Below are 12,863 nucleotides of genomic sequence, written 5' to 3'. Positions count from 1 at the left end.
AGGGTATAAGCAACTTAACAACTTGCTTATACCCTTATTTATCTTTCAACTGTCGTCAGTTAAGAATTATCAGTGAAAATTTTAAACGCGAAATTTCGCTCTACAAGTATAAACACCCTTAACACTATAGTCAGTCAGAACATCAAACCGACAATACGGTCTTGATTTTGGAGATATATACAGCTTTGAAATAACCTGTTATTTAGTGAGAAGCGATCGCCAAGCATAACACCTCGAACAATCAGAGGTGGTAACTCAGTGATGTAAAATCCTGAGGATAGTAAAAGGTGATTAACAGAGTCTGAATAGAATGGTACAGGATAGGAAGTCAACGGTTGTAATCACAGGTGCCTCTTCAGGGGTCGGTTTGTCCGCTGCCAAGGCTCTTGCTCTAAGGGGATGGTACGTAGTGATGGCCTGTAGGGATATAGCGAAAGCTCAACTTGCAGCCCAATCTGTGGGAATCCCCCACCAGGGCAGCTACACTATCATGCATATCGACCTTGGCTCAATGGATAGCGTTCGACAATTTGTGAAGAACTTCCGAGCAAGCGGTAACTCCCTAGACGCTTTGGTGTGCAACGCTGCAATTTATATGCCTTTGTTAAAGGAGCCACTGCGAAGCCCAGAAGGATTTGAGTTAAGTGTTGCGACAAATCACCTCGGACATTTCCTTTTGTGCAACCTAATGCTAGAGGATCTGAAGAAGTCATCATCTTCAGAGCCAAGGCTGGTAATTTTAGGAACTGTCACCCACAATCCTGACGAACTGGGTGGGAAAATTCCGCCGCGTCCAGACTTGGGCGATTTGCAAGGCTTTGCAGAAGGATTTAAAGAGCCAATCTCGATGATTGACGGCAATAAATTTGAACCAGTCAAAGCTTATAAGGACAGCAAGGTTTGCAATGTGCTGACTATGCGGGAACTGCATCAGCGCTATCACGAGTCAACTGGTATCGTCTTCAATTCTCTCTATCCGGGATGTGTTGCAGAAACGCCGCTATTTAGAAACCACTATCCCCTGTTTCAGAAAATCTTCCCATTATTCCAGAAGTACATCACTGGGGGATATGTGTCTCAGGAGTTGGCGGGAGAACGGGTTGCGGCGGTGGTTGCTGATCCTGAGTACAATCAATCTGGTGCTTATTGGAGTTGGGGAAATCGCCAGAAGGAAGATGGCAAATCCTTTGTTCAAAAGGTTTCTCCTCAAGCGCGTGATGATGAAAAAGGCGATCGCATGTGGCAACTAAGCGCCAAGTTGGTTGGACTTGCATGATAAAAACTGCTATGTCTTCCCTAAAGGCACATTCCCAAAGGCTATATGAGACTGATTACTTGCAATGGATAGAAACGACTGTGGAAAAATTGCAAAGTCAGGACTATACGAAGGTGGATTGGGAGAACGTCATCGAAGAAATTGCCGACATGGGAAGGAGTGAGCGTCGAAGTTTCAAAAGTAATCTGATTGTAATTCTGGTGCATTTGCTCAATTGGCAATTTTAACCGGAAAAAAGAAGTGGTAGTTGTAAAGGAAGCATTATTGAACATCGTAGACGTGTTAAAGAAGCTTTAGATGATTCGCCTAGTCTCAAATCCTATCTTGAAATCGTTTTTGCAGAGTGTTATGCACAAGCGGTTAAGCAAGCAAAAGTTGAAACTGGTTTGTCAGTGAAATCCTTTCCTGTACTATGTCCATACCGGCCACCAGTAGTCACAAATGATGAGTTTTTACCTCAGTAAGCACTGAATCGGGCTGTATGTGCCGCTTTACTCTCTATTCCCTAATCTTGACTTCTACCTGTAACAGATATACAATTACGATCGCATAGAAGGGGAGTAGCTGCTGGCAAAAAAACTTAAAAGCCAGTACATCTGAATCAACATACTGGCGATGAGCCTGGTTCAGGTGGCAAGTAATAAATATTTGAAAGCGAGACCTTCACTAAGTTCACACCGAAAAGTGTAAACTTGGTGAGGTCTTTTGGTTCTCATCAAGCTTCACATCGGTAAACGATTCTTCAGGAGCTTGAGAGAGTGTTAACAGCTTTTACCGCAGCTTTATTATTAATTACAGTTTCAGAATTAGGCGATAAAACATTTTTTATTGCTGTGATTTTGGCAATGCACCACTCGCGGCGACTAGTATTTACAGGTGTGACAGCCGCTTTAGCCGCGATGACAATCCTTTCGGTGGTATTTGGACAAGCAGTATCTTTGTTGCCAAAAAATTATATTCATTACGCCGAAATAGTTTTGTTTATTGCCTTTGGTATCAAGTTGTTATACGACGCTAGTAAGATGTCCGCAGCAGCTTGTGATACAGAAGTTATACAAGAGGCTGAAGCTGCGGTGAAAAAAGTAGATTTGCAGCTACCGAAGCAAAAGACTTCCTTGGGAATTGTAATAGAAGCCTTTGTATTGACATTTATGGCAGAGTGGGGCGATCGCACCCAAATTGCCACCATTGCCCTAGCAGCTGGAAATAATCCAATTGGAGTGACAATAGGTGCAATTTTCGGACATGCCATTTGTGCTGCGATCGCAGTTATCGGCGGAAAAATGATTGCTGGACGCATTTCTGAGCGTCAACTCACCTTGATTGGCGGATGCCTGTTTTTGGTCTTTGGTGTTGTTGCTGCCATTGAAGGAGCGTGAGGGGATAAGGGGGACGAGGAGACTGGGGAGTAAGAATTTTAGATTTTAGACTTTCCTGCGGAACGCTACGCGAACGGCTACGCTCAGTCGAACGATTTTGGATTAAAGAATTGAAATTTAATCTAAAATTATCAATTCCATTATCCAAAATTGAATTGCCCAATGCCATTACTTGGGAGTACTCTCCAATGATGGTGCGGGAGATGGAGCAGGATTTGGGATAGGGGAAGCCGTTGCTGCGTTTTTAATTTCATCTTTGTACTGAGCAGGTGCTAAAGCTGCGGCACTATTAAACAAAAGTTTTGCATCTGCGTCTTTACCTTGTTGTTTTAGGAGCATCGCTTTTGCCACAACGGGGCGAAAATCTTTGGGATCTTTCTTAATTGCTTGGTCATATACAGAGCTAGCTTGAGCGTAGCGTTTCTGGGAAGCGTGAACAGAACCTAACAGTACTTGTACAGCTACTGTATCTACACTTCCAGACTGAATTGTATTTGCTTGGGCTGCGTTAGAGAGGGTTTCTTGCAGCAAACCAATGGCCGCTTCTGGGCGTTGCTGACTGATCAACAGAGCCACCATTCCTTGTAAAGCCTTCAAATCGCCTGGTTTCGTGGACAAAACCGAGCGATAAGCTTGAGCGGCTCCTTCGCGATCGCCAATTTGCTGTTTGGCTTGAGCCAGTAGTACTGAATATTCTGACTGTTCCGGATTCAGCTTGGCTAGCTTTTCTAGGGGTTCAATGACGACTTGGATATCAGCTGGTTTAACCTCGCTTTTTTCTTTTTGACTCAGTAGTTGTAGCCGCGCCTGCAATAACCCCTTAAGCGCAGTCTGATTTTCTGGTTCCCTTTGCAAAACCTGTTCATAACCCCGTACTTCGTCTTCCAGTTTTGATTTTTGGTCAGCGGAGGTCAAAGTGCCTCTGCTGCTAGCTGCATTTTGGCTTGAGGGTGGCGTATTATTAAATGCTCCAATTATGGGAATCACCGAAACACCCACAAAAGCAAGAATTGCCAGCGCCAAGACGACTTGAACTATCCAACGATTGCGCGGTTGAGACACAATTTTGTCTTTCTCCTAAATTTTAATGACATTATTATTTACACAAATCGTAAAGTTAAAAATTTCCAAAACTTTGCGGAATACCGCCAATTGCCTGTGAATTTTATAACAATTAACTATCTACACTGCTAAAGTAAGTGATGACTTTAGGAGGAGCCGTCAGTATTGTAGCTATGATATGCTTCCGAAACTAGTGTAAAGGCGCTAAATTACACATTTAGTGTTTATCACACTAAATTTAGCGCCTTTAGTATTGTATAGAGTACCCTAGTGTGACTTTGTGAAAAGCAAATATATTTTCATTAGTCGCACAAATGCTCTTTCCAGCTGCCTTTGTTAAATCCCACAATGGGATGTGTCTGTGCCGCAAGGAGTTTTTATGAATTCCGACCTGATGCCGTTGCCTGAATCCTCCAATTCTTCTGCCTCTAACCAGGGCCCAACTAACGTAGAGGCAGCCGCTAATGTTCACATAGCAGCCCACTCCTCTAAATCTGAAAATTCGCCTGTCAAACCCAGTGAGACTGACTCAAATGATGGGTTTGCCAATCGACAGCAACCGATTCCGCCTCCCAGCGAACCGATGCAGTACCGAGCGATCGGGTTAGTCCGGGGTCGCTATCATGCTAGCAGCGAACAATTTACTCAAGGTACGCTGCTGACCAAAGATGGTGTAGAACTCAATGCCGTCCTCCTAGGCCGGATTATGAGCTTAGTTAAGAATCACCTAGACTTAGAAAAAGAACATTTGTGGGTGGTATATCCACGTACGAGACAAGAAAATGATACCTTGCACATCCAAATCGTCGGAGTTTGGGAGCCAGAAAATCTGGCTAAAAACTCAATAGATGAGGACGAGTCAGACTTAGAGTTGCAAGAGGTACAGACCCCTGATCATGGCTTATCCGAAAACTCTGAATTAAGTACAACTGCCTTAATACCCTCATCAGAAGTTGCAGATGGTGGTTTTTCTGTTCGTGGTGAGGTAGTATACCAGTCTTTTGACGCTAAGAGTTTAGTAGTCAAAATTAGGCAGGCTGCACGCAAACCAAATGACAAACCCAAATATTTTAAGTTGAAATTGAGGGGTGTGCTGACTACCAAAGCAGTAGGAAAGTTCTGGGACTTCCAAGCCAAGCGGGAAGCTGACGTTTTGATAGTAGAAAAAGCTGAGGCGATCGCTGACTTGCCTAAAAAACGCAAACCACCATTCAAAGGTGGTCCTCGTGCTGGTGGTGGTGCTGGTGGTGGTAGAAAACCTTTCCTCCCCAAACGCAGTGGCGAAACCCCTCGTCCCATCAAGAAGACAGGCGCAGGCGGCGACCCCTCTGTAGTGTCAAAACCTATACCAAAAACGCCCACTCCTAAGCCCATCAAGCGACCAAAACCAAATCAAGAGTAAGGCTTTAGGCATGGGGCAATTCAATTTTGGATAATGGAATTGATGATTTTAGATTAAATTTCAATTCTTTAATCTAAAATCTTCGACTGAAGTCCCCAATATCAAAAATCCGTTCGACGGTCTTGGGGTAGAAAAGATCGCTCCATCGGAATTGGGGAAACTGGTTCTGTAAGGGTAAATGTACCTGCTTCGATCCATTTTTTCAGATCTAGGGCGACTTGCCTAGAAAAAAACAAACTCGCTAAAGGGGCAACGCGTACTGCTTTGCCCTCAATAGTGATACTCCCAGACTTGAGTTGAGCGTAACTCACTAAACCAAAGGTGGGACGGACGCGCCGGGGAATCGAAAAGTCCACTATTGGGGCTACTAAGTCTTTATTTTGCACGGCACAGTGTTCAACTACTTGTTCATTTAATACAGGCAGTGGTACACCAACGCCTAACATCAAAGAAGGGCCATAACTTTTGAAATAACAACCCCGCACCCAATGAGCATCCATTTGTTTGGCATCACCAATTAAAGCTAAAGTGGCGGAAGGTCCAATCGGTGTCCGATTAGCTAAACGCTTTTGTAAGGGGAAGTGCTGAGTACCTTCCCAAGCGACATAGCCAACACCGCCGCCTAAAAAAATTCTTGTACCTATACCAACGAGTTGCAAATCGGGGTCGTTGAATAAGGGGGAAATAGCACCGGGGTTAGAGTAAACGGCATTCCCCAGACGTGGTTGTAAAGGGCCGAGATAGGTGAAGAGAGGGCGATCGCCCCCATTTACCCCAACAATAAAATTTTGATAAAGATTGCGCGGATTGAATAAATAAAATTGATTAATTGTGTCACTAGTAACTGTAGTTTCAAAAGTTGCTCTAGGATAACAATCTGTTACTTGTCCCTGTGCTTTGACGTGTATAGGTTTACCAGCGATCAAATCTTCGATTACATGACCGCCGCCGCGTTCTCGGACTTCTTCCCCATCCAGCGTTTCCACAGCACAACTCGCACCCAAATATAAATCTACTGCCCCAAAACCAGAGTATGCTGGCACGCCATCTAACCAGCAACGGCGAATTTTTATCGGGGGGTCAGTATGTCCGAGATTGATAATTGCACCACTTGATTCCATCGGCTCAAACGTGCCAGTGGTAATTACATCAACTTCTCTAGCAGCTTTAGTAACACCGATTTCTACAACTCGTGCTTTTAATTCTTCAGTTGTCAACACTACCGCACGTTGGCGGCTGATTTTCTCATTAATTTCGGCAATTGTTCGCATTTTATCAGTGCTAGCGCTTCCTGTCTTCCTCTTTGAAGGATATCTTGATAAATCATAGACTCTTGCATAATTTCTTCTGGAAATAGTTGTCGCCAATCCTACGCGACTGTTTAAACCCCATCCATTTTGAAAAGGAGGAGTTTTATAGTGAGAGCATATTATTCTGTCGTGGCTTGAGTTCTGAGCTTTACCTTGATTTCAAAAAACTACGGTTTTCAAGGTTTCACCTAGCCTATTCATCTAAGCCCCAATTTGAACTATAGGCCAGAGGCAATCATTCACTTCGATTGAGTTTCTCTCTTAAAAGAGCTTCTACCTCACTCTCAGGATTGTCAAGATCGAAAGGATAAGGTTGTTGTGTAGCAGAGTCACTACGACTCATCAAAACTTGTAATGCAGCCCGAAACGCTTCTTCCTCATTCCTATGTTCTGAAATATACCGTTTTAATTCAGTATTGGTCATCTGGTTGAGGTTCTGCATCATAGAACAAATTTCCAATTCCCATCTTGATCAATTATGACTGTAATCTCATCGTTCAAACCAGCTTGAATATAAAGCGTTTTTAACTTTTGGTCGTAGCGAAAAACCTGGATGGACTGATACAGATTAGAAAGTAACTGGCAAAGAAATATCGCTGTATCTGATTGTTTCTGTGTTGGCATGATGTGGCTGCTGTCATTTTAATGTAATGTGTTACAACTTTAATGTAGAAAATTCATATTATATACAATGCCAGTTATCAGAATACCCGATCCTATTTACAAGAGGCTCCAAGCGATCGCTGTACCTTTTGAGGATACACCTATCACTGTTATTGAGAAGTTGCTGAATGAATATGAAGCACTTCACCAGCCTCAGCAAATTTCTGAAATTGAAAGCAATAGAGTTATTGAGCCTGATATTGTAACCAATTTGCAGCATACCAGAGTGCTTCGAGCCGTCATGGGTGGCCAGAAAATTCATCAACCGAGCTGGAACAAAATCGTCGATGCAGCACACGAAATTGCTATTCAACAGGGACTTTCTGTAGACGAACTCATGAAGCTAACCCTTGCTCATGTTGTTAAGGGTGAAAAAATTAACTCTGGTTTTCATTATTTGCCAGAGGTAAACATTTCAATACAAGGTGTAGATTCAAATCTTGCTTGGCGTAACACTTTGCACTTAATAAAAAATTTAAAAATGCCAATTGAAATACACTTCGAGTGGCGCGACAAAGAGGGAGCAGCACATCCCGGTGAGAAAGGTCAGCTAATTTGGAATCCTAACTAGGATATGAGAGTCACAACTGTAAGAAAATTGTTGGATAGATTTATATTAGATTTGTTACAAAAAATTTATAACTATAAAATTTATGATAAAAAAACTAACAGATGATAAGCTACAACCAACAGCAGAACAGCTAAAATGCTTATACAGACTTTGCCATCAGCTTACAAACGTGATGTTCCAGCCGATTCATATCGTGCGATTAGATGAACGATCGCTCAATATATTTATATTAGCTGGGCAAGATGAAGGAATAGAGCTAGAAATTAAGCCAGATGGTAGTATAGAACCATGAATGTAGTATAGAACTATGAATCAAGTAAACTATACAGCAATGAGCAACCAAGAGCTAAAGAGTTACCTTCTTACCCACAGGGATGATAAAGAAGCCTTTTATGCTTACATGGATAGACGAAAATCTTCTCCTCGTGATGCTGCAATAAAATTAAATGATCCGGCTTGGGAAGAAAAGATACTAGCTGTGATTCAGAAACAATTAGATTCTGATTGATAACTTAATCATTTCATATTCTTAATCGAGGTGGACAAAATTTTTGTAGTCCCCTCGATTTCTCACATAAATTTACCTTTGGTTAATACTTCCGCTCTTTTGGCTCAAACATAGTAATCGCCACTGGTCGATACTGTATATCAATTCCTGCTGGTGAATAGTAAGCCATTGTGTGTTTGAGGAAATTAGCATCATCTCGCTGGGAATAATCTTCGCGGAAATGAGCGCCACGACTTTCTTGGCGATTTAGGGCTGATGCTAAAATCGTCTGTCCCACTACCATCAAACTACGCAATTCTAAGGCTTCCACAAGTTCAGTATTCCAGCAACTGCCTTTGTCATCTAAGTAAATTTGCGTAAATTGCCGTTGTATTTCTTCTAATTTGTGTAACCCTTGACTCATTAATGCCTCAGTGCGGAAAACGCCACAGTACTGAGTCATACAATCCTGGAAGGCTTGACGGACATGATTAATGCGGTACTGCCCTGGTTGTTCTAGCAAACCTTGAATTTGCTGCTGGGCTTCCGTTACATAGCGTTGCTCATCTACAGAAGGGAACTTCCGTTTTTGCACAAATTGGGCGATCGCAGCCCCAGTTCTCTTGCCATAAACGACACATTCTAGCAGAGAATTACTCCCCAAGCGATTAGCACCATGTACGGAAACACAAGATGTTTCGCCAGCAGCAAAGAAAGCATCAACTAGACCATCACCACTGCTGCGGACTTGCCCATCAGTATTAACTGGGATACCACCCATACAATAGTGAATTGTCGGGCGGACTGGCATAGGTTGAGTTACCGCGTCAACACCTACCAAACGGTGTGCTTCTTCCCAACAGAAGGGGACGCGACTCATAATTTTTTCTTTGCCCATGTGCCGTAGATCCAGATAGACAAAGGGGCCACCAGCGCTACCATTGAGATGAATACCACGACTAGCACGAATTTCATAAGCGATCGCTCGTGAGGTAATATCACGAGGAGCCAATTCCATGCGACTGGGTGCGTAGTTCGCCATAAAGCGATCGCCTTCACTATTAATCAGATACGCCCCTTCTCCCCTTACTGCTTCCGAAATCAGCACCCCTACCGGATACAAACCAGTGGGATGAAATTGGACAAATTCCATATCTTCGAGCGGCAAACCTGCGATCGCAGTCATTGCCAAACCATCACCCGAAGAAGCGTAATCATTAGAGGTGGTGTTATAAACGCGACCATAGCCTCCGGTGGCAAACATCACCGCCTTAGCCCGCACCACCTCGATATGTCCATCCAAAAGATGGAACATTACCACACCCTTGGCCTCATTTTCTGACAATATCAGACGCATCACGTACCATTCTTCATAAACTTGTACGCCATAACGCCGCAGGTTATTAACCAATTCGTGCAAAATCGCATGACCGGTCTTGTCCGCAGCGTAGCAAGTGCGGTTGTGGGAATGTCCGCCAAAAGCCCGTTGGGCAATGCGCCCATCAGGTAAGCGAGAGAACAAAACGCCCATGTGTTCCAAATCAATCACCACATCTGGCGCTTCCTGGGCGAGAATTGCCACAGCGTCTTGGTCTGCCAAGTAATCAGAACCCTTGACAGTATCAAAGGCATGTGCTTCCCAACTATCTTCTGAATCAACATTTTTCAGCGATGCAGCCATACCACCTTGAGCCGCGACCGAGTGGGAACGAATTGGGTGGGTTTTAGCAACCACAGCAATATTTAAACTAGGGTCAGTGCGGGCAATTTCCACAGCAGCGCGACATCCCGCTAATCCACCCCCGACAATAATCACATCATGTTCCAGCATAATTAGCCCCCGACTGCAAACCACTGCTGTTCTATTGTAGAGACGTGATTAATCAGGCGGTGCGTTGAGGAGCATCCCAATTTTGCCAAAATACACAGGATTAGTACAAAAACCCTTTAGTAAACCTCTTTCCTTTGTGTTCTTTGTGACGGCACTCGCTCATGGGGAGCCAGTGCGTTGCAAAGCCAGCGCAGTTGATTATTTCATTCTCCTGTCTAAGTCAAAATATTTATGAAAGAAAGCAAACTTGCATATTTGGGAGGCTCCCGTGCGTTGCAACTGTGCGTCTCTCCAAAAAAATTCCCTGCCTATAGACAGGGATGTTATTACAAATTTTGAAATTAAGAGTCAAAAGTTAAAAATGAAGGGTTATGGGACAGATAGAGTGACTCCTAACTCCTGTACAGACGCGATTAATCGCGTCTGTACTCCTAACTCCTAACTCCTAACTCTTTAGCTAGTTGCTTGTACAGGTTGTTGCTGAGACACATTACCTGGTATGGGTTCCATTTTGGTTCCCGGCCCTACAGGAGTGACTTCAATATGATTTAACAAGGTAGTGACAAACGCAAACAACAAGAATGGTAGCGAAAGCAGAACGACAAGACCCGCTGTCGCTAAAGCGTATACGGGTCGCTTGGCACCCATCAGCGCCAAGGCTGATGCCAAACTTAGGGTAATTGTAATCAACCAAACAATTATTTGACCGTAGATATCACCGAAAGTCAGGGTACAGACAAACCGATACTTTTGAGTATTATTTCCGCTCATCACATTTGCCTCAAGTCTCTCCTAATAGGTTCTACGTTAGAACCATGTTTACCTTCTAGACAATTTCTAAATATTTTTGCAAGCTTCGTAATATCACTTCACAATCAACTTTTTCTGTTGTTACAAAACACAATTCCTAGTACAGCATGGCGTAAATAGACCAACCATCCTCTATGGGAAATCCTTCTCCTGTAGTCGTCGCAGCTTGGAATTCTCCCCCTTCCCTTGTACTATGGTGTACACACAAGTCCTGAAAACCTAGTAATGCAAGAGTGTGTTATGCCGTAGGCTATCGCACTATCCTAGATTCAAGCCAATGTCCTGAACAGTTGGCACAAAGACTAAGTACAGCATTTGATTAATTCTATAGCGAACTAAATTTAGCAATATGTTGCAATGCCAATGTATCCCGATACAATCTTAATGTGTCGACCACATTGTGAATGCGTCTCCCTGCAATGCCAATGTATCCCGATACAATCTTAATGCGTCGACCACATTGTGAATGCGTCTCCCTACAATGCCAATGCATCCCAATGCAATCTTAATGCGTCAACCACATTGTGAATGCGTCTCCCTACAATGCCAATGCATCCCAATGCAATCTTAATGCGTCGACCACATTGTGAATGTGTCCCCTCGCAATGTTAATGCATCCCGATGCAATGTTAATGTTAACGTGTTCCCTTGAATTGAAAACGCTACACTTTTACGCAAAACAGGACTAATAAAGCTTGGTGTTGATATAGACTAAGTTTTTTGGTAAAAGTTTTTACAATCTTAATGACCTCCTTAACAAATAGACTATTTGCTTAAAGCCAAGATAATTTTTGCGATTTGTAAAATTCCGGAGATTTAGGATATAGTATTTAATTTTTTGCTGGGAAATATTAACTAGATAAATCCAGCAAAGTCAGGATGTAAAAACCGATTTTTTGATGTTAAATTTTGAGTATTGCCCGAATTTGTTGACTTAAATCAACAAAACCCTTTATTTTTCGTGGCAATATTGTTTTAGGAGTGAATGTGAATACTATTTTTCTTCGTAAAGGTGTTTTTTGGTTACCAAGTATAGCTGCTCTTACAGTCCTGAGTAGCGGCTTATCTGCAATTGCCCAGACAGTTGATAAGGTGAGCAGTCAGCCATTAACCGACCCTTCCGCAACCGTAGCGTCTCCCAACGACTTTAGTACAGAACTAAACACTGCAAGCCAAAATCTCTCTACAGAAACAACTGAAACATTTACAGTCACAAATTTAGCTAAGGTACAGCAGCCCCCCAACGCTGCAATACCGGAAAACGCCAGTGTAACGCCTACACCCATTCCAGGCACAGTAGCAACCTCATCTGCAACGCTCACTTCTGAGTTTATCCAACCAACTTCTCAAACTACTGCTCAACCATCAGCTCCCAAAGTGGCACAATCAGATATTGATTTAGGTAGAACTACCACCCGTGGTGGCAGCAGCTATATTGGCGTCGCTGCTAACATTGGTTTGAGTGGTGATGCTGACTCGTCTTTGGGCGACGGTAACTTCGCGGTAGTCAGCAAAATCGGACTGACAAATTCTATATCGGTGCGACCCTCAGCCGTATTTGGAGACAACACTACTATTTTACTTCCGATCACTTACGATTTTACCTTCAAATCAGCAGATGCTTTTAGCGAACCGTTAGCTATTGCACCTTACGTCGGAGTGGGTGGAGCTTACAAAACCGGTGATGATTCGCAATTTGCCTTTTTAATAACTGGTGGGATTGATGTGCCTCTAACTCCTCAATTCACGGCAACGGCCGCTGTGAATGCCGGATTTTTCGATGAAACTGATGTGGGCTTGTTGTTAGGAGTTGGTTACAACTTCACTGGCTTTTAAGCTCGACTTTATCCATTTTTTTCGCAACGTGATTGCTATCATTGAAACCTCTGTGGTTCGGTAGTTTTACTTTTTTAATTTCAGCGATAATCTGTGAAGTGGAAAAGTATTTGCCGAAAAGCCAGGGTTTTTGCCGGATAAAGAAAACCGAGTTCTTAATTTTGGATAAAGTCGAGTTAAGAGGATGTTTGGAAAGTCGTAAAGTATACTATAAACTCTGCTTCCATTCCTCTCTC

General features: G+C 43.1%; 13 protein-coding genes and 1 pseudogene. 8 read left to right on the top strand and 6 right to left on the bottom strand.

What is annotated here, in order from left to right; translation table 11 throughout:
* The first annotated feature begins 310 nt into the window (after nt 1-310).
* The 3 genes and pseudogenes from V7K40_RS09090 (at nt 311) to V7K40_RS09080 (ending at nt 2,655) form a co-directional block, all read left to right on the top strand.
* Nucleotides 311-1,276 carry a protochlorophyllide reductase gene (locus V7K40_RS09090; RefSeq protein WP_334958713.1) on the top strand — a complete coding sequence of 322 codons (966 nt, stop codon included), beginning with the start codon at nt 311-313 and terminating at the stop codon, nt 1,274-1,276.
* Nucleotides 1,273-1,740: pseudogene (locus V7K40_RS09085) on the top strand (DUF29 domain-containing protein). The gene V7K40_RS09090 and the pseudogene V7K40_RS09085 overlap by 4 nt, the downstream one beginning before the upstream one ends.
* 294 nt (nt 1,741-2,034) lie before the next feature.
* Complete coding sequence (locus tag V7K40_RS09080) at nt 2,035-2,655, top strand: TMEM165/GDT1 family protein (RefSeq protein ID WP_334958712.1); 621 nt, start codon at nt 2,035-2,037, stop codon at nt 2,653-2,655.
* A gap of 168 nt (nt 2,656-2,823) precedes the next feature.
* Here the strand turns inward: V7K40_RS09080 and V7K40_RS09075 are convergent, their stop codons facing one another.
* Nucleotides 2,824-3,717, bottom strand: a complete 894-nt coding sequence (locus V7K40_RS09075; RefSeq protein WP_334958710.1) for a tetratricopeptide repeat protein — start codon at nt 3,715-3,717, stop codon at nt 2,824-2,826.
* A 379-nt stretch (nt 3,718-4,096) separates the two neighbouring features.
* Between V7K40_RS09075 and V7K40_RS09070 the strand changes: the two genes are divergently transcribed.
* Nucleotides 4,097-5,119, top strand: a complete 1,023-nt coding sequence (locus V7K40_RS09070) for a hypothetical protein (RefSeq protein ID WP_334958708.1) — start codon at nt 4,097-4,099, stop codon at nt 5,117-5,119.
* Nucleotides 5,120-5,220: 101 nt separating this feature from the next.
* Here V7K40_RS09070 and V7K40_RS09065 read toward each other — a convergent pair whose 3' ends face one another.
* The 3 genes from V7K40_RS09065 to V7K40_RS09055 form a co-directional block, all read right to left on the bottom strand.
* Entirely contained in the window at nt 5,221-6,390 is a 1,170-nt protein-coding gene (locus V7K40_RS09065) for a homocysteine biosynthesis protein (RefSeq protein WP_334958706.1), read from the bottom strand.
* 274 nt (nt 6,391-6,664) lie between these two features.
* Nucleotides 6,665-6,874: a hypothetical protein gene (locus V7K40_RS09060; protein WP_298917588.1), complete on the bottom strand. Its 210-nt coding sequence runs from the start codon at nt 6,872-6,874 to the stop codon at nt 6,665-6,667.
* On the bottom strand, nt 6,871-7,053 hold the full coding sequence (locus V7K40_RS09055; RefSeq protein WP_334958701.1) for a hypothetical protein: 183 nt from the start codon (nt 7,051-7,053) through the stop codon (nt 6,871-6,873). The genes V7K40_RS09060 and V7K40_RS09055 overlap by 4 nt, the downstream gene beginning before the upstream one ends.
* A 67-nt stretch (nt 7,054-7,120) precedes the next feature.
* Between V7K40_RS09055 and V7K40_RS09050 the strand changes: the two genes are divergently transcribed.
* The 3 genes from V7K40_RS09050 to V7K40_RS09040 all read left to right on the top strand — a co-directional run bounded on the left by V7K40_RS09050 (nt 7,121) and on the right by V7K40_RS09040 (nt 8,171).
* Entirely contained in the window at nt 7,121-7,663 is a 543-nt protein-coding gene (locus tag V7K40_RS09050; protein WP_334958699.1) for a hypothetical protein, read from the top strand.
* Between the two features lie 82 nt (nt 7,664-7,745).
* Nucleotides 7,746-7,955, top strand: coding sequence for a hypothetical protein (locus tag V7K40_RS09045; RefSeq protein WP_334958697.1), 210 nt, complete (start codon nt 7,746-7,748; stop codon nt 7,953-7,955).
* Nucleotides 7,956-7,970: 15 nt separating this feature from the next.
* On the top strand, nt 7,971-8,171 hold the full coding sequence (locus tag V7K40_RS09040) for a hypothetical protein (protein ID WP_334958695.1): 201 nt from the start codon (nt 7,971-7,973) through the stop codon (nt 8,169-8,171).
* Nucleotides 8,172-8,253: 82 nt separating this feature from the next.
* On the opposite strand, the gene V7K40_RS09035 is transcribed toward V7K40_RS09040, so the two are convergent.
* Both V7K40_RS09035 and V7K40_RS09030 read right to left on the bottom strand, forming a co-directional pair.
* Nucleotides 8,254-9,981 (bottom strand): succinate dehydrogenase/fumarate reductase flavoprotein subunit, encoded by a 1,728-nt coding sequence (locus V7K40_RS09035; protein ID WP_334958693.1) that lies wholly within the window; start codon nt 9,979-9,981, stop codon nt 8,254-8,256.
* Between the two features lie 453 nt (nt 9,982-10,434).
* Nucleotides 10,435-10,752, bottom strand: a complete 318-nt coding sequence (locus V7K40_RS09030) for a hypothetical protein (RefSeq protein WP_273765957.1) — start codon at nt 10,750-10,752, stop codon at nt 10,435-10,437.
* Between the two features lie 1,026 nt (nt 10,753-11,778).
* Here V7K40_RS09030 and V7K40_RS09025 point away from each other — a divergent pair.
* Complete coding sequence (locus tag V7K40_RS09025; protein WP_334958691.1) at nt 11,779-12,627, top strand: hypothetical protein; 849 nt, start codon at nt 11,779-11,781, stop codon at nt 12,625-12,627.
* Nucleotides 12,628-12,863 lie beyond the last annotated feature (236 nt).

Source organism: Nostoc sp. (assembly GCF_036917195.1).
In the GTDB taxonomy this organism is placed as follows: Bacteria; Cyanobacteriota; Cyanobacteriia; order Cyanobacteriales; family Nostocaceae; genus Nostoc.
Note: the sequence above shows the minus strand (reverse complement) of the source record. Positions and strands in the feature narration are given on the sequence as shown.